At 66.3% G+C, this 16,497-nt stretch carries 19 protein-coding genes and 1 tRNA gene; 13 read left to right on the forward strand and 7 right to left on the reverse strand.

Going from position 1 to position 16,497, the window contains the following annotated elements; all coding sequences use genetic code 11:
* The first annotated feature begins 68 nt into the window (after nt 1–68).
* Entirely contained in the window at nt 69–2,480 is a 2,412-nt protein-coding gene (locus tag JOF28_RS00345; protein WP_209703956.1) for a CDP-glycerol glycerophosphotransferase family protein, read from the forward strand.
* A gap of 78 nt (nt 2,481–2,558) precedes the next feature.
* On the opposite strand, the gene JOF28_RS00350 is transcribed toward JOF28_RS00345, so the two are convergent.
* A complete protein-coding gene (locus JOF28_RS00350) occupies nt 2,559–3,632 on the reverse strand; it encodes a glycosyltransferase family 2 protein (protein ID WP_342452030.1) in 1,074 nt (357 codons plus the stop codon).
* Nucleotides 3,633–3,752: 120 nt separating this feature from the next.
* Between JOF28_RS00350 and JOF28_RS00355 the strand changes: the two genes are divergently transcribed.
* Complete coding sequence (locus tag JOF28_RS00355; protein WP_209703957.1) at nt 3,753–4,982, forward strand: CDP-glycerol glycerophosphotransferase family protein; 1,230 nt, start codon at nt 3,753–3,755, stop codon at nt 4,980–4,982.
* Between the two features lie 12 nt (nt 4,983–4,994).
* Here the strand turns inward: JOF28_RS00355 and JOF28_RS00360 are convergent, their stop codons facing one another.
* Nucleotides 4,995–6,206 carry an MFS transporter gene (locus JOF28_RS00360; RefSeq protein ID WP_342452031.1) on the reverse strand — a complete coding sequence of 404 codons (1,212 nt, stop codon included), beginning with the start codon at nt 6,204–6,206 and terminating at the stop codon, nt 4,995–4,997.
* Between the two features lie 91 nt (nt 6,207–6,297).
* On the opposite strand from JOF28_RS00360, the gene JOF28_RS00365 reads away from it, so the two are divergent.
* From JOF28_RS00365 to JOF28_RS00380, 4 genes are all read left to right on the forward strand, one after another.
* On the forward strand, nt 6,298–7,002 hold the full coding sequence (locus tag JOF28_RS00365) for a GntR family transcriptional regulator (RefSeq protein WP_209703959.1): 705 nt from the start codon (nt 6,298–6,300) through the stop codon (nt 7,000–7,002).
* 72 nt (nt 7,003–7,074) lie between these two features.
* A complete protein-coding gene (gene dinB, locus JOF28_RS00370; RefSeq protein ID WP_209703960.1) occupies nt 7,075–8,292 on the forward strand; it encodes a DNA polymerase IV in 1,218 nt (405 codons plus the stop codon).
* Nucleotides 8,293–8,401: 109 nt separating this feature from the next.
* Nucleotides 8,402–8,722 carry an MFS transporter gene (locus JOF28_RS00375; protein ID WP_209703961.1) on the forward strand — a complete coding sequence of 107 codons (321 nt, stop codon included), beginning with the start codon at nt 8,402–8,404 and terminating at the stop codon, nt 8,720–8,722.
* A gap of 9 nt (nt 8,723–8,731) precedes the next feature.
* Nucleotides 8,732–8,932 (forward strand): hypothetical protein, encoded by a 201-nt coding sequence (locus JOF28_RS00380; protein ID WP_209703962.1) that lies wholly within the window; start codon nt 8,732–8,734, stop codon nt 8,930–8,932.
* On the opposite strand, the gene JOF28_RS00385 is transcribed toward JOF28_RS00380, so the two are convergent.
* Both JOF28_RS00385 and JOF28_RS00390 read right to left on the reverse strand, forming a co-directional pair.
* Complete coding sequence (locus JOF28_RS00385; protein WP_209703963.1) at nt 8,891–9,517, reverse strand: ankyrin repeat domain-containing protein; 627 nt, start codon at nt 9,515–9,517, stop codon at nt 8,891–8,893. The two genes, JOF28_RS00380 and JOF28_RS00385, sit on opposite strands and share 42 nt — an antisense overlap.
* A gap of 120 nt (nt 9,518–9,637) precedes the next feature.
* Nucleotides 9,638–9,713: transfer RNA gene (locus JOF28_RS00390), tRNA-His, on the reverse strand.
* A 166-nt stretch (nt 9,714–9,879) separates the two neighbouring features.
* Here JOF28_RS00390 and JOF28_RS00395 point away from each other — a divergent pair.
* The 6 genes from JOF28_RS00395 (at nt 9,880) to JOF28_RS00420 (ending at nt 13,394) form a co-directional block, all read left to right on the forward strand.
* On the forward strand, nt 9,880–10,227 hold the full coding sequence (locus JOF28_RS00395; protein WP_209703964.1) for a metallopeptidase family protein: 348 nt from the start codon (nt 9,880–9,882) through the stop codon (nt 10,225–10,227).
* A gap of 104 nt (nt 10,228–10,331) precedes the next feature.
* Complete coding sequence (gene clpS / locus JOF28_RS00400; RefSeq protein ID WP_245190005.1) at nt 10,332–10,565, forward strand: ATP-dependent Clp protease adapter ClpS; 234 nt, start codon at nt 10,332–10,334, stop codon at nt 10,563–10,565.
* Nucleotides 10,562–11,116: a DUF2017 family protein gene (locus JOF28_RS00405; RefSeq protein ID WP_209703966.1), complete on the forward strand. Its 555-nt coding sequence runs from the start codon at nt 10,562–10,564 to the stop codon at nt 11,114–11,116. The genes clpS and JOF28_RS00405 overlap by 4 nt, the downstream gene beginning before the upstream one ends.
* Nucleotides 11,117–11,188: 72 nt before the next feature.
* The gene (gene folE / locus JOF28_RS00410) at nt 11,189–11,737 is read left to right on the forward strand and encodes a GTP cyclohydrolase I (protein WP_209703967.1); all 549 of its coding nucleotides are present in this window, start codon (nt 11,189–11,191) and stop codon (nt 11,735–11,737) included.
* Nucleotides 11,734–12,612, forward strand: coding sequence for a dihydropteroate synthase (gene folP, locus JOF28_RS00415; protein WP_209703968.1), 879 nt, complete (start codon nt 11,734–11,736; stop codon nt 12,610–12,612). The genes folE and folP overlap by 4 nt, the downstream gene beginning before the upstream one ends.
* Nucleotides 12,612–13,394, forward strand: coding sequence for a pyrimidine reductase family protein (locus tag JOF28_RS00420; protein ID WP_209703969.1), 783 nt, complete (start codon nt 12,612–12,614; stop codon nt 13,392–13,394). The genes folP and JOF28_RS00420 overlap by 1 nt, the downstream gene beginning before the upstream one ends.
* Here JOF28_RS00420 and orn read toward each other — a convergent pair.
* The gene (gene orn / locus JOF28_RS00425) at nt 13,337–13,999 is read right to left on the reverse strand and encodes an oligoribonuclease (RefSeq protein WP_342452032.1); all 663 of its coding nucleotides are present in this window, start codon (nt 13,997–13,999) and stop codon (nt 13,337–13,339) included. The two genes, JOF28_RS00420 and orn, sit on opposite strands and share 58 nt — an antisense overlap.
* A 127-nt stretch (nt 14,000–14,126) precedes the next feature.
* On the opposite strand from orn, the gene def reads away from it, so the two are divergent.
* Complete coding sequence (gene def / locus JOF28_RS00430; protein ID WP_209703971.1) at nt 14,127–14,693, forward strand: peptide deformylase; 567 nt, start codon at nt 14,127–14,129, stop codon at nt 14,691–14,693.
* Between the two features lie 49 nt (nt 14,694–14,742).
* Here the strand turns inward: def and JOF28_RS00435 are convergent, their stop codons facing one another.
* Together JOF28_RS00435 and JOF28_RS00440 are read right to left on the reverse strand one after the other, a co-directional pair.
* Nucleotides 14,743–15,945, reverse strand: coding sequence for an MFS transporter (locus JOF28_RS00435; RefSeq protein WP_209703972.1), 1,203 nt, complete (start codon nt 15,943–15,945; stop codon nt 14,743–14,745).
* A gap of 142 nt (nt 15,946–16,087) precedes the next feature.
* Nucleotides 16,088–16,414, reverse strand: coding sequence for a type II toxin-antitoxin system HicB family antitoxin (locus tag JOF28_RS00440; RefSeq protein WP_209703973.1), 327 nt, complete (start codon nt 16,412–16,414; stop codon nt 16,088–16,090).
* Nucleotides 16,415–16,497: the final 83 nt, after the last annotated feature.

The raw sequence follows: 16,497 nt of genomic DNA on the forward strand, positions 1-16,497 counted from the left end.
ACGCCTAGCTGGAGGTGAGCCCCGAGTCTGAGACTCGGGGCTCACCTGTATCCCGTAGCATTGACACAATGAGCAGCTCCACGCGATTCCGCTTCGACCGAGGCAACCTCGACAAGCTCCTCGCACTGCCCAAATACGTCCTCGCGCTCATCCTCTCGTGGTTCGTACCGCGCGTGGCCAGCCGCTGGGCGTTCGGCAGCGGGGCCGGAGTCGGCGAAGGCGCGCTCGCGGTCGCCGCCGAGTTGCTGCGGCGCGATCCGGCATCGCGTATTACCTGGCTCGCTGCAGACCAGGCCGAAGCCGCCGACGCCCGCGCCCACGGGTTCACCCCCGTTATGAAACAGGGCTGGGATGGCTTCTGGGCCACCCTGCGCGCCGGCCAAATCGTCGTCACCCACGGCCTCGGCGACGTCAACCGCTTCGGCGTATCGGGCGGCTTCGTCACCCAGCTATGGCACGGCGCCCCCCTGAAACGCCTACACCTCGACTCCCCGGTCACCACCACGGTGCAGGGCCCCGCCATCTTGCGCCGCGTACTGCGCCGCATGTACTTGCGCGGCGCAGCCGAGGTCGACCTGTTCGTCGCCGGATCACCCATCGCGGCAGACCGGCTCCGCTCGGCATTTCGTGTCGCCCCCGGCAAAGTACGCGTGCTCGGCGATGCCCGAGACGATGCGCTCGCCGCAGAACTGCACGACCCCGCAGCCCAGGCCGTGACGCGCGCACGCCTGCTCGAGCTCGTTCCCGGGGCCGCGAGCGCCGGGCGCCTCGTGATGTATGCCCCGACCTGGCGCGACGGCGACGTCGACCCGGCACTGCCCAGCGCCGCCGAACGCGCCGAGATCGAGGCCGCTCTCGAACGCGCCGACGCACACCTGATCATCCGATCGCACCCGCTCGGCGAGGGTGCGTGGGTCGAATGGACGCACGCCCGCGTGCACCTGCTCGGCGCAGACCTTGTGCGCGACATCACCCCGCTGCTGAGCGCCATCGACTGGCTGATTACCGACTACTCATCCATCGCCATCGACTTCGCGCTGCTCGGCCGCCCCATCATGTGGTTCGCGCCCGATCTCGCCGCCTACCAGGCGTCGCGCGGGCTCTACGAACCGCTCGAGGTGACCAGCGGCGGCCGCATCAGCCACTCCTGGCAGGCTGTGGGGCAGCGCCTCACTGAACTTACGACCTCGACGACGGCGCAGCGTGCCGCAGTCATTGAAACCCGCGCGCTCGCTGCACGGTTTCACCCCCACGCCGAGGGCGGCGCGGCCGGCCGCGTGCTCGACGAGATCATGCGTCTCAGACAGCCCGCGCGCGACCTCATCGCGACGCCCGCCGTGTTCTTTGAGAGCTTTTACGGCCGCCAGGTGAGCTGCAACCCGCTCGCCATCGATCGTGAGATCGCGGCCCGCGCCCCGCATGTCACCCGCTACTGGAGCGTGACGAGCGAGACCCAGCAGGTGCCCGAGGGCGCCGTCGCCCTGCTCGTCGGCGGCAAAGACTGGTGCGCGGCCCGCCGCTACGCCCGGGTGCTCGTGGTGAATGACTGGCTGCGGTATGGTTTTCGCCGGGCCCGCGGGCAGATCGTGCTGCAAACCTGGCACGGCACCATGCTCAAGCACCTCGCGCTCGGCCGCCCCAATGTTGGCCTGCGCACGCGGCTTGCGATCAAGCGTGAGAGCCGCCGCTGGAACCTGATGCTGTCGCAGAACCCGCACTCGACGGCGCAGTTTCGCGCAAGCTACGCCTACCGAGGTCAGGTGCTCGAGACCGGGTATCCCCGCTGCGACCGGCTCGCGCAGGCCGTCATTGGTGCCGACCGCAACCCCGTCGAGGTGGGGCTGGTGCGTGCCGCGCTCGGCGTGCCCGCCGGAGCCCGCGTGCTGCTGTACGCGCCGACCTGGCGCGACGGCGGTGTGGGCGTCGTCAACGACCTCGACGTGCACGCCCTGGCCCACGAGCTCGGTGACGACTGGGTCGTGATCGCGCGCGGCCACACCCGCACGCACGGCTTCGGCGGCTACGCCGGCCCCGGATCCCTGGGCTCCCGCAACATCTTTGATGCCCGTGACTCGCGTGGCCTCGTTATCGATGCGACCGCGCACGATGATATTAACGATGTGCTGCTGGCCGCTGATCTCGTCGTCACTGACTACTCGTCGATCATGTTCGACGCGACCGTCGCACGCTTACCGCTCGTGTTCTTTGCCCCCGATCTCGCGGCGTATCGCGACCGCGAGCGCGGGTTCACCTTCGACTTCGAAGCGCAGGCCCCGGGCCCGATTCTGGGCACCCGTGATGAGGTAGCCGAGCACGCGCTCGCGCTGGGCGCGAACGGGCTCGACGCCGCGTGGGTGCAGGAGTACTCGGCGCGCTACGAGGCTTGGCGCGACACCTTCAACCCGCACGATGATGGGCAAGCCGCGTCGCGCGTGTTTGACGAGCTCGAGCAGCGCGGCGCCCTCGCCGAGCGCGCGTAACTAGCTGTTCGCTGCAGCGGTCTGCTGTCACCGGCCTGCCGCCCGCGGCTTCCTGCGGGCCAGTCTCTCCTGAAGTCGCTAGCCGCGAATGCGGGAGCGGTCGACGACGCTGCGGGCGCCAAACACGATGCCGCGCAAGAACCCGGTGCCCCAGCTTAAGTGCATCGTGGTGAGCACCGCGGCGGTGAGCGCACGATCGCGCAGGCCCTGCTGCCCGGGGATCTTCACGGTCGCGAACCCGATCCCCGCGGCGTAAGCAACCAGGGGAGTGAGCAGCACGGGCCAGGCCGAGGCCCACGGCAGCACCCCGAGGGCGAGCAGGGGGAGCGAGACCACGCTCACGGTGAGCCCCAGCACGAGCGCGCCGGGGGCGAAGAAACGCCACGGGTTGGCACGGCCATATTTGCGTACGAGCTGCGCACGCCACGCCCCGGTGGCGAAGAACTGTCGCGACAAATCACGCAGGCTGGCCCGCGGCCAATAGGTCACGCCGAGCGCCGGTTCGAACCACACGCCGTACCCCGCGCGCCGCAACCGCAGGCTGAGCTCCCAATCCTCGCCGCGCAAGATGGCGGGGTCGTAGACGCCCACCGCGGTGACCGCGTCACGGCGAAACACGCCGAGGTACGCCGATTCTGCCGGGCCGGCGACGCCGTCGCCGTGATAGGCCCCGCCGCCCAACCCAAACGGGCTGTTATAGGCGCGGGCGATAGCGCGCTGCACTGATCCGGATCCGGCGGCGCGCATGATCCCGCCCACGTTGGCGGCGCCCGTTGCGCGCAGGGCCTCGATGGCGCGCGCGGTGTAGTCGGGCGTGAGCTCAGAGTGCGCGTCGACGCGCACGATCACCGGGTGCTGGCTGTGTGCGATCGCCAGATTGAGGCCGGCCGGAATGTCTCTGGCCGGGTTCTCTACGAGGCGAATGCGGGGATCTTGCGCCTGCAGCTGCCGCGCAATCTCGGTGGTGTTGTCGGTGGACGGGCCGAGCGCGAGCACCAGTTCCTTCTCGCCGGGGTACTGCTGCGCGAGCACCGTGTGCACCGCGCTGGCGAGAAACCCGGCCTCATTTAAGACGGGCATGACGTAGCTCACCGCGGGTTGCTCGGGCAGCGGGGGGAGCGTCAGGGGCGTTGCAGAGGGGGGCCGATTCACCCCCCGATCCTCCCATACGCGCTGGGGAAGCTGCCGCGCGCACGCCAGTTCTGAGAGAAGTGGGCGGCGCGACCGGGAGGTTTCGTGCGGCGTTAAGCAAGCCCCGGGTATCCTGGACGGATGCAGATTGCGAAGGATGTGAAGCGCGCGGCCCGGCTGGCGCGGCGCGTACTCAAGGGACGTCGGGCATTTTTTGATCTGCGAGAGTTGCTGGCGGCTAGGGGACCGCTGCCCAAACACCACTTTCGGGTGGGCGTGTACTTCGCAGACAGCGACGTCAACATCTACCAAATGCGGCAGTGGTATGCCCCGCTGGCCGAGCTTGCGAACACGCACCCGGTGCTCGTGTTGGCACGCAACGCGGCGGGCGCCCGCCAGCTGATGCAAGAGAGCGGGCTGCAGGTCGCGTTCGTTCCCAAGGTGACCGACATTGAGCGCGTGATCGGCGAACAAGACCTCGATGTCATCTTGTACGTCAACCAGAACACCCGCAATTTTCAGATGATGCGCTACGGCGAGCGTTGGCATGTATTCGTCAATCATGGCGAGAGTGACAAGATGTACATGACCAGCAACCAGTACAAAACGTACGATTATGCGATGGTGGCGGGCGAGGCCGCGCGTGAGCGGCTCACGAACGCGCTGTGGGGGTACGACGTCGACTCGCGCACGATCGCGATTGGTCGCCCGCAGACCGACCACCTCAGCGGCGAACCACCGTTCACCCCCGACTCGCGCACCGTGGTGCTGTATGCCCCCACCTGGGAGGGGGACCGGCCGGCCGCGAGCTACGGCTCGGTCGCCACGCACGGCGAACGGCTCGTCGCGCGGCTGCTGGAAACCGGGCGCCACCGGGTCGTCTACCGGCCTCACCCGCGCAGCGGCGTGGTCGATGCCGACTTTGGGGCGGCCAACACCCGCATCATCGCGATGCTTGAAGAAGCCAACAAGCGCGACGCTTCAGCGCAGCACGTCTATGACACGGCGCCCGCGCTGGGGTGGCAGCTCAGCCTGCCCGATGTCGCCATCTGCGATATCTCGGCGATGGTCTACGACCGGCTCGCCACGGGCAAGCCGCTGATGGTGACGCGCCCCGCTGCCCCCGAAGCTTCCATCGATGAGGGCGGCTACCTGAGCGAGTGTGAGTGGCTGAACGCCGCAGACGGTGCACGTATCGACGAGGTGCTTGACCGGGTGATCGGTGACGATGTGGCCCGCGAGCGCCTGGGCGTCTGGTCGACGCGGTACTTCGGCGACACCACTCCGGGGGCCCCCACCAGGCGGTTCCACGAGGCGATCGAGGAGCTGTTGGGTAGCGCGGCCGACTGGCGGGAACGCAAGGCCCGCTAGCCCACTCGCGCGTTATGCCTCGTCGCTGTGCTGATCGTGCTTGGGGATCAGCGGCACTGCGACGAGGGGCGCGATCGCCACGAGCGCGAACGCGACCGGGTACCCGACCACGGCGATGAGCGCACCCAGCCCCGGCCCCACGGCCGAGGCAACGATGAACTGGCCGGTGTTTTGGATGCCGAGCGCGCGGCCCACCCAGGCGGTGCCGGCGCCCTCGGCTACCGAGGTGTAGGCGAGGCCGTTATCGGCGACCGTGATTGTCGACGCAATGACGAGCACGATGGCTCCCGCCAGCTGCCAATCCAGGGCGCCTGTGAGTGAGACCGCCAACATTGCGGCGATGGCGGAGAGCGCGACCCAGCGCAGCACGCCCACGCGGTTGCCCAGGCGGTCACTGAGCGCGCCAATGGCGATGCGCCCGATCGCTCCGATGAACTGCGACAGGCCGATGATGAGGCCGGCGGCCGTGGCTGACCAGTGCAGCACGGCGATCATGTAGACCATGCCGAAGGTGGTGAGCGCGAACTGTGGCAGCACGAGGAGCATCGAGACCGCGTGAATGCGGGCGAGAAAGCCATTTTTCAGGTAGGGGTTGACGGCCAACTGCGGGGTGCCGTCGAGCGAGACCGCAGCGGTTTTGCGTGGCGGGTTTTCGATCCAGGCCATGCAGGCGAGCCCGAGCACCAGCAAGATGGCGGCGACGAGTAGCAGGGGCGCGTGCATGCCAAACTGTTCGGCGAGGGGCGGCACAACGAGGGCGGCGACGGCCACACCCAGCGGCTGTGACATCTGCCGAATACCCATGGCGAGGCCCCGGCGTTCCTTGGGGAACCAGCCGACGACCACCCGGCCGCTGGCTGCGTTCGTGCTCGCCGAGGCACCGCCCGCGAGCCCGAGCATCACCCCCAGCCACAGCAGGTTGCCCGTGGCCGCCGCCGCACACGCGAACACGGCGGTGAGGGCCAGGCCGCCAGAGATCACCCAGCGCTCGCCAAAACGATCGGCCACGTAGCCCCACATTACGAGGGTGAGGACCATGCCGAGCGTGGGCGCCGAAGCCAGGGTGCCAGCCGACACGAGCGGCATGCCGCGTTCGAGGTGCAGCATGGGAATCAAATACACGGGCGTGCTGACGAGCATGGTGCCAGCGGCCTGGGCAGCAACGCCCAGCGCCAGCATGCGCCAGGCCTTCGTCGGAATGACGCTGTGAGTTACGGAAGACACGCGATGAACGCCCTTGCTCTTCGTGCGTGGCGGGGTGCGCCACGACGCGGTGTGGAATACCATGATGGTATACCAAAGCATTGGAGCCCGTATGACCACGTCGCACGAGACCACCCCGTCGAGCGAACGCAGCACCTACGACAGGTTGCGTGCGCTCGTGCTGTCGCTTGAGCTGCTGCCAGGCGAACGACTGTCTGAGCGCGGGCTCGAAGACACCCTCGGGGCCTCACGCACCCCCATTCGGGCCGCCCTCATGCGGCTCGAGAACGAGGGGCTGACGAGGCGCCTGGGGCGCGGCTGGCAGGTCACCCCGGTTGATCTCACCGAGATTCGCTCGGCCATGGAGTTTCGCGAGACCCTCGAGGCGGGCATCGTCGCGCTGGCGGCTCAGCAGGCAGACGCCGAGGCCGTGCAGGCGCTCGTTGAACTCAGTGAAACCCCCGAGGGCGAACCCGATGACGCCGAAACGGGGCTGCGCGGCGGCACCGACTTTCACGTCGTACTCGCGATGCTCACGGGCAACCATTTCTTTGCCGACGCGATTCGTGATGTGATGACTCGCATCTCGCGCACGCGCTGGCTCGAAGTGCGTACCGAGGCCTCACGTGCACAATTGCGGGCCGAACACCGCGCCATCGCCGAGGCGATCGGCGCCGGCGATCCGGCAGCAGCGGTGGCACTGTCGCGGGCGCACACCCACGGCACCCGTGACCGGCTGATGGCGACCCTCGACGCTGAGCGGCACAGGCTGCGGGCGCGGGGGCTCTCGATTATCGAATCTGAAACGCTGGGCTAATGCGCGGTGTCGGAGCCAGTGCGCCGTAGTGTCGGTGCGCCACTTGTCAGACGTGTGTGATGCAATAGCAGGATGAACGAGGAACCGCGGCGGGAGGCATCGATCCTGCACGTCGACATGGATGCCTTTTTCGTTTCGGTCGAACTGCTCGATCGCCCCGAACTCGTGGGGCGCCCTGTGGCCGCCGCCCATGACACCGCCCGGTCGGTGGTGTCGAGTGCGAGCTATGAAGCGCGGCGCTTTGGGGTGCGCTCGGCGATGCCCATCGCGCGCGCCAAACAGCTGTGCCCCCAATTGGTGCTCGTGCCGCCGGTGTTCGAAAAGTATCGCGCCGCTTCGCGCGAGGTGATGCGCATCTTTACCGAGTTCACGCCCCTGGTTGAACCGCTCAGCATCGACGAAGCGTTTCTTGACGTCGCGGGTTCCACCAGGCTCTTTGGCCCGCCCGCCGAGATCGCCAGGCAAATTCGTGAGCGCATTCAATCTGAGCTCGGGCTGCCATCATCGGTGGGGCTTGCCGGCACCAAGTTCGTGGCCAAGCTCGCATCGCAGCGCGCGAAACCCAATGGGGTGCTCGAGATTCCGCCCGAGCGCACCCTTGACTTCTTGCACCCGCTGCCCGTCAGCGCCATGTGGGGCGTGGGCCAGGCGACCGCGAAGTCGCTGTCGGCGCGTGCGATCCACACGGTCGCCGATCTCGCGGCAGAACCCCTCGACTCGCTGCGCCGCATTGTGGGCGCCTCGAGTGCCCACAAGCTTCACGAACTGGCGAACGGCCGCGACGCCCGAGGCATCGAGATTGAGCGCACCGAAAAAAGCATCGGTCACGAAGAAACCTTTGAATTTGACGAACCCGACGGCGAGGCACTGCGGCGCGAGCTGCTGCGGCTGTCGTCAAAGATCGGGGAGCGGCTGCGCGATCGCGGCTTCACCGCCCGCACCATTGCGATCAAGCTGCGCTGGTCAAGCTTTGAAACCATCACGAGATCGCGCACGCTCGCCGAGCCCACACACGCGACGCAACGCATCTACGCGACCGCCCGCGAACTCTTCGACGAGGCGTGGGTCGAGGGGCAACCCGTGCGCCTCATTGGAGTACGCGCCGAACAACTCGGCGACTCGTCAGCCGGCGGTATGGGGCTGTGGAACGACGACGAACACCTCACTGCCGTCGACCAGGCGGTTGACTCGGTGCGCGGCAAATTCGGTGCGGCGGGGCTCGCGCCGGCACGCCTACTCACTGGGCGGGGCAACGCGGTCGACCCGAGATCGCTGCAGCCGCCGATCTAACGGCGGGTGGTGCGGGGCAACACTGAGCTGTCTTCGTTTTCGCCTATTGCGCGAGCGGCAACACTGCGCCGCGTGAAGCGTCAGGCCAGTCGCCCAGCACCATAGCGCTGTGCCGCTGCGGTTGCAGGCTGAGCCGCGAGGCGTGGAGCTCTATGCGTTGCTGCTGATCATTAACCCGGTGATCGTGATTCTTGTCGAGTATCCGCTGAGCTATGTCACGAAGCGGATGCCGGCGCATCTCGCGCTGATGCTCGGCATTGTGGTGATGTCATCGGGGGTGGCCGTCACCGGAATTTTTGCGACGGTGCCCGTACTCGCGATCGCGGGGTGGGTGCTGTTTTCGGTGGGCGAGTGCGTGTTTGCGCCGATGCCGAATAGCTACGTGGCGCAGCTTTCGGCGCCGCACACGCAGGGGCGCGAACAGGGGTGACTGGTCGCCGTGCAATCGGTGGGCGCCGGGTTGGGCCCAGGCCTGGGCAGCTGGATGCTGCTGGTGCTCGTTGGGGGAGCGTGGGCGGGCTTTATGGCGCTCGCGGTACTCGCGGCCGTGCTGGTGTGGGGCGCCCATGCCACGGCAGGGAGCCGCGGAGGCGCGCGCTCACACGAAGCCGCCCTCGGTAATGACGTGCGCCTGCCCTGAGCCGTCGACAACGCGCGACCAACTCTCGACGAAGAGGCGATTCTTGTGGATCGAGACGCCAAACCCACCGTACATGCCGGGGTACCTGAACCACAGCTCCGTGAGCTGTTCGATCGCTACGAGCTCGGTGGGCAGGGGCCTGATCTTGACCGGCGCAAGCCTGTCGGTGCGCTCGGCAACCAAGGCAGCTAAGTGGTGATCCCAGGCCGCAAACTTCTGCAGCTCGCGGGGGCTGGGCTCGCGCACGTTCAGCACATCTTCGAGGTGGTGATGGTCCCGCTTTCTGGCGATATCGATCGGGCGATCGCCGCGGGCGTCTCGCAGCGCCCGCCAGGCACCGCGGCGAATCAGCTGCTCGGCTATCTCGGCCGATGCGCCGAGCCACGCGGCCTGGTGCAGGGGAGTGAACCAAGAGGTTCCGGAGACCCGCCACTGATTCGGTGTGAGCGCGTCATGCGAATCCAAGAGGCTGAACACTTCGGCCCAGTTCCCGGCCTTCGCGGCATCAGCGAGGAGGTTCGTCTGTTCGACGAAGCCCTCAGATAGCGCTTCGGTGTCGATAGTGCCCGGCCAATCGGCGCTCATATGAATGCCTCCTACGCTTCAAGTGGTTTCTTGAAACGAGCCTACGGGAGCGGTGCTGCTGGCGGGATACGCGCACAAAAACAAATCAGCCCCCGACTCGAAAGTCGGGGGCTGATTCCTTGGGGTGGCTAACGGGGCTCGAACCCGCGACCACCGGCACCACAAGCCGGTGCTCTACCAACTGAGCTATAGCCACCATACTGACTTGTTCGCTTTGCGGCGAACGAGGCAACTCCATAAGCATAACCCACCCCTTCAGCCCGATGCCAAATCGTGTGCACCTCGCGCGTGCCGCCCGCCAGAATCAAGCGTCACCACAAATTTGCTCCCGTTGTCACACGCTTCGTGTGTAGGGTGAAGACATGCTCGAGTTATCCCCTGAGGAGTTCGAATCACTGGTCGCTGATGGCCTTGATTCACTGCATGACGACATGCTTGACCAACTCGACAACGTCATTTTCGTCATCGAAGACGTGCCCGAAGACGGCACCGACGTGTTGGGCGTCTACGAGGGGTTCTCGCTAGCCGAGCGTGATGTCTACGGCTACGGCGAACAACCAGACCGCATTATTTTGTTTCGCAAGAATCTCTTGGCACACTGCGCCGATCATGATGAACTCGTGAAAGAAATTCGCATCACGCTAGTGCACGAGATCGCGCATTTTTATGGGCTGAGTGAACAACGCATTCACGAGTTGGGATGGGGATAATGCCAACGATTACTGTAGACCGGCTCGACCACGGGGCGCACGCGGGGGCGTCGGGGCACGTATTGCCCGGCTCAGACACGATCGACCAGGCGCAGCAAGAGCGCATGTGGGAGACGGTCGTGTGGGACGATCCCGTCAATCTGATGTCGTATGTGTCGTACGTTTTTCGGCGCCACTTCGGCTTCGATCGGGAGCGCGCTGAGAAGCTGATGCTGCAGGTGCACCATCGCGGCAGCGCCGTCGTTGCCGAGGGGGAGCGTGCCGCCATGGAAATGCACGTCGAAGCGCTCCACGAGTATGGGCTGTGGGCCACCCTGCAGCAGGGAGGCCAGCCGTGAAAATTGCACCACTTGCCGGCGACGGGCTGCGCCTCAAACTTGAGCTCAACGAAGCGGCGATGCTCGACCAGCTGGTCACCCAGCTCACACAGCTGCTGCAGGACTACAGCCAGACCGCGCTCGACCCCGACCCGCTGTTCGCGAGCCTCGAGATCGGTGGTTCTGAGGAGCCCCCCGAAGACCCCGCGCTGGCCCGGCTCTTTCCTGACGCCTACGCCGAGCCTGAAGACGCCGCGGGCTACCGCCGGGTGACCGAGCAGGGGCTGGTCAACCGCAAGATCCAAGATGCGATGCGGGTGACCTCAGATTTGGGTCTCGGCGCGGGCATCGCGACAGACGCGACTACGGTCGAAGTCGATATCACCTCAGAATCGTTGCCGGTGTGGGCGCGCACGATCACCGCGCTGCGGCTGGCGATGGCGGCCCGGATCGGGCTCGAAACGGGTGACGATCACGAGCGGCTGCTGGCGCAAGAAGCCACACACGGCACGGTGCTCGTGTTCGACTGGCTCGCCGCCATTCTCGATTCGGTGCTCGCCGTAATGGAGTAACCATCGCGCGGTCGTGCGTCACGAACCGCCACGCCTCTTAACCGCAGCGGGATTATTGGTACGGTGGGCTCTATGGCTTCGCACACTTCAGATCAGGCTGGCGCTACCGATATTGCGGCGGCGACCCGTGCCGCGGGTGACCTGCTGCGGGCGCTCGGCGTTGACCTTGAGGCGCGCGGGCTTGAACGCACCCCCGAGCGGGTGGCGCAGACGCTTGCCGGGCTGATCGACCGCGGCCCCGTGCCCGAGGCGACGCTGATGCCCAGCGACGGGTATGACGGGCCGATCGTGATGCGCGATATTCCGTTCGTGGGTATGTGTGAACACCACCTGCTGCCGTTTCGGGGCACCGCCACCCTCGCCTACGCGGCGGGTGAGCAGATCGTGGGTCTGTCAACGCTGGCGCGCGTGGTGGAGTACTTCGCCGCTGGCCTGCAACTGCAGGAGCGCATGACCAGCCAGATCGCCGACTGGCTCGAATCAGAACTCACGCCCGCGGGCGTGGGGGTGCGCATCGAGGCCGAACACTTCTGTATGTCGATGCGCGGCATTGGCGGGCCGGCCACCCAGGCCGAAACGCGCATTACGCGCGGCACCATCACGGCGCAGGATCTCGCATGACCGCGCGTGTGATTGGCCGGCGCAGCTTCGACTTCGACCGACAGGTCGCCGTGATGGCCGTCATCAATCGCACACCAGACTCGTTTTACGATCAGGGCGCCACCTTCGCCCTCGACCGGGCGGTGGCTGCAGCGCTCACCGCTGACGCCGAGGGCGCTGACTGGATCGACGTCGGGGGAGTGCCGTTTGGGCGTGGGCCCTGGGTGTCGCCCCAAGAAGAGATTGACCGCGTGGTGCCGTTCGTGACCGAGGTATCGGCGAAGAGCGATGTCGTGATCTCGGTCGACACCAACCGCGCCGAGGTGGCGCAGGCCGCCATTGCGGCCGGTGCCGCCGTGATCAATGATACGAGCGGGCTGGGCGACCCCGAGATGGCTGGCGTGATCGCCGCGTCTTCGGCCTCTGTTGTGCTCACCCACAGTGTCGGGCCGTGGCGCGAGGAAAAGCCCGCCGCGCACTTCACCGATGTGGTGCACGAGGTGCAGGAGTATCTGGCCGAGCGCGTGGAGCGCGCCTGCGCCGCCGGTATTCCGCGTGACCGCTTGATTCTTGACCCGGGTCACGACCTCGATAAAAACACCCTGCACACGCTCGAACTCACGCGGCGGTACGCCGAACTGCAGCAGCTGGGGCTACCGCTTTTAGCCGCGGTGTCAAACAAAGACTTCATCGGGGAGTCCATCGACCGACCCAAACAGGAGCGACTGCACGGCTCGCTCGCCGCGATGGTGGTCTGCATCATGAACGGCGCCCGCATCGTGCGCATGCACAACGTCGCCGAAAGCGTGGATGCCGTGCGCATGACCGAGGCCATTTTGGGGTGGCGCGATCCCGTGCGGCTCGAGCACAACACCCATCCCACCCGCAACGTCTAATGACCGAACTCATTGCGATCGACGGCCTGTACCCCGCGGCCGAGACCGGCCTCACCGACGAAGCCCTGCTCGCAGAACTTGATCACCCGGCACTGCGGGCGAACTTCGTATCGAGCATTGACGGTGCGATGACGCGCGACGGGCTCTCAGGTGGGCTGTCGGGCGACGCCGATAAACGATTGTTCGGGCTGCTGCGCCGGGTCACCGACGTGGTGCTCGTCGCCGCGGGCACCGTGCGCGACGAGGGCTACACAGCCATGCGCGTCGACGCAGCATCAGTGCAGTGGCGCGAAGCGCACGGCAAACCCGCGCACCCGGTGTTCGCGATCGTGTCGGGGGCACTTGACCTCGACGAAGACGCTGAGATCTTCACTGACGCCCCGGTGCCGCCGATCCTGTTCACCACGCGGGCGGGGGCGGCGCGGGCGTCAAGGTTTGAGGGGCTCGCCCACGTCGTGATCATCGGCGAGCACGCGCCGGGCCGGGTCGACGGCGCCCAGGTGGCCGAGGCATTACGCACCCTGGGGCACACCCGCATACAGTGCGAGGGCGGCCCCACCTTTTTGGGGGCGCTGCTCGCCGCAGACGCGGTCGACGAACTCTGCCTCACGATCGAGCCCACGCTCGAGGCGGGCTCATCAAGGCGCATTGCGGCGGGCCCATCGGCCCCGCGCAGCATGCGTCTCGCCCGGGTATTGCGCGCAGGCGAGACGCTGCTGCTGCGTTACGCGAGGGGCGATTCGCCCTCGGTGCCCATGATGCTGTCCAGCAGCGGGGCGTAGTGCTTCGTCGTTGACTCGGTGATCGCCGCTGAAGCTGTCTTGTTGGGTCCGGGCTGCGCGACCATAACGGTGTCCCTGAAGTAAGCGAGCTCTTGAATTGACTCGGCGATATCGGCGAGCGCACGGTGCCCACCACGCTTCTTCGGCGCACCGAAGTAGGCGGCGTGGTACCAGCGGCGGCTGAGCTCCTTGATCGTCGAGACATCGATGCTGCGGTAGTGCAGCTTCTCTTCAAGCGCGGGGAGGTACTTCGCGATGAAGCGGCGATCCATGCCGATCGTGTTGCCCGCGACCAGCGGGCGACGGCCGGCGGTGACGAACCGCTTGAGGTACGCGATGACCTGGGTCTCGGCCTCTTCGAGCGAAACTCCCGCTTCGATGCGGGGCAGCAGCCCCGAGGTCTCGTGCATATTGCGTACGAAATCATTCATGTTCGCGAGCGCATCGGGGCCGGGGTTGATCACAATCTCAAATCCCGGATCGAGCGGCTTGAGATCAAAGTCGGTGACGATGACCGCGATCTCGCACAGGCCGTCGCGGTCAGCGTCGAGTCCGGTCATTTCGCAGTCAATCCAGACGATCTGTTCTGCTGGCGTGTTCGACACTCTCGCTCCTTGCATGGGGTGCCCGTGTGCGGCGGGGTGCCGTGGGCGACCGCTCTAGTCTACCGAGGGTTCGGCTGGGCGCGGCCCGGGGCCGAAGGGGAGCCCCAGCGCCGGTAGACTAGTCGGCATGGCAGTTCTTCCTATTGTGATCTCTGGCGAGCCCGTGCTGCACGCCCCCGCTGCGACCGTTACCGAATTTGATGACGCGTTGCGCCAGCTCGTCGACGACATGTTCGAGACGACTGAGGCCGCGCCCGGCGTGGGCCTTGCCGCAACCCAGGTGGGCGTGGGCAAGCGCGTGTTCGTGTGGATTTACGAGGATCAAGACGAGGCACCCGCTCGCGGCGTCGCCATCAACCCTGAGCTGTGGATCGCGCCGCTTGAGCCGGGCCTGCCCGACGACGAAGAAGAGGTTGAGGGGTGCCTGTCGTTCCCCGGCGAGCGCTTCGCACTGCGCCGCTCAGCACGCGCGATTCTGCGCGCCCAAGACATTGACGGCAAGCCCTTCGAGATCGTGGCGAGCGGCTGGTTCGCGCGCATCCTGCAGCACGAGTTTGATCACCTCAGCGGTCTGCTCTACGTCGATCGTCTCGTGCACCCCGAGAGCAAGGGTGCGCAGAAGGCGCTGCGCCGCAACGGTTGGGGCAAGCCCGGCCTGACCTGGATGCCGGGCGAGGACGACCTCGAGGGTTAATCTTTCGACGCAGCCTCAGGCTGCACGATGCGAGAGGGATCGCGGGCGCTTATGCGGCCGCGGTCCCTTTCTTATTGAGGTCGGTGACGAAGGTCCAGCCGACCATGGCCACCAATAGCAAAATCGCGGTGATGCCAAACGCCCAACCAAAGCCAGCGAAGTCAACGACGAAACCCGCCACGAGGGGCCCAAGCACACCGCCCAGGTCGCTCGCCATCGAGTAGCCGGCGACGACACCGCCACCGCTGCGGCCGTTCAATACGTCTGCGAGCACGGCCTGCTGCGCGGGGTTCGCGAGCGCTGAACCCGCGCCGGCGAGCAGCATCGCGAGCATCGCCAGCCACAGGTTGGGGGCGAGGGGGAACGCCCAATAGGTGATGGCGAGCACCAGCATGCCGATGATCAAGAGCGGCTTGCGGCCAACGGAGTCGGTCCAGCGGCCCGACGGGAAAATGAAGATGGCGTTGCCGGCGGCATAGGCGGCGAGCACCCACGCGGCCATGGCGGCGTCACCGTTGAACACGACGGCGACAAAGATGGGCACGATCGACACTCGCACCCCAAACGACGCCCACCCAAACGTGAACACCGACAGCAGCAGCGCGCGGTACTGCGGAATGCGCAGCGCCGCCCCAAATGGCATCGCCTCGGCCTTGGGGGTGCCGACACCGGGGCTACCGGCCGCCTTCGAATTACGCAGCGCGATCGCGACCACCGCGGCGGCGATGAGCAGCATGAAGAAGTAGAACACGAACGGGGCGCGCAGACCAAAGACCGACACGATGCCGCCGAAGACGGGGCCCAACAAGCCGCCGAGCAAGAAGCCCGCCGCGTTGAGGCTCGCGACGCGACCACGCGCGTTCAACGGGCTCATCTTCACGAGCAGGGCGGTGGCGGCGACGGTGAACATTGACGAGCCCACGCCGCCCGCCCCACGCAACACCACAAACTGGGTGTAGTCCTGCGCGAACGCGGCAGCGCCCGTTGAAATCGCGACGATCAAGATGCCGATCGTGTAGCTGCGGCGTTCACCGAACTTGGCGACGACCCAGCCCGCGAAGGGAGCCGAGACGAGGCGCATGCCCGCAAATGCGCTCACGATGGCTGAGGCGGCGAAGTTCGAGACATCAAATTCGAGGGCGAACTGGGGGATGGCCGGGGCGACCACCCCGTATCCGAGGGCGACGGTGAATGCACCGGCGACGAGAGCCCACACCTCGAATGGCAGCTTAGATTTGGGGGAGCGGGTCACTCGGTGAGTCTATCTGGCGGCGGTGGGTGGGGTGCGCGACTGCGCTCAGGGCAGAAACGACGAACGCCCGGAGTAACAGAAGGGCTACCGAGTGGGTTCTTGTGTTTTACAACGAGAGGGGGAACATTACGTGCCTACGTGCCTACGTGCCTACGAGCCGGCTTGCCGACAGTCTGTTCAAAGACACGTGCTGCTCGGCAGCTTCGATAACGAGCTTCCGATGTGTTTCTGGGGTTACGCGGATCATGAAGTTCCCAGAGTAAGTCCGATCGGCAAGTGCCTGAGGAGGGGTCTCTCCTTCATCGAGCATTTGCTGGACGACCTCGGCCGCCAACGCCTGGATGCCGACGAAGGCTTGGGCAGAGACTTCGTCCAAGAACGACAGTGAAGGGAGCTCGGCCACCGTTCCGACAAACTCCTCGTCCTCCGCAGACCAAGTTACTCGGTACGTGTAGTGATTTGAGCTCATGGCTGTACCTTTCCTAACTTGTCGATAGCTGAGACCGCTTGGCGAACTTGATACGGTTTCGCCTTACCGTTTGCATCCTGGAT

The organism is Leucobacter exalbidus (assembly GCF_017834145.1).
Taxonomy (GTDB): Bacteria; Actinomycetota; Actinomycetes; order Actinomycetales; family Microbacteriaceae; genus Leucobacter; species Leucobacter exalbidus.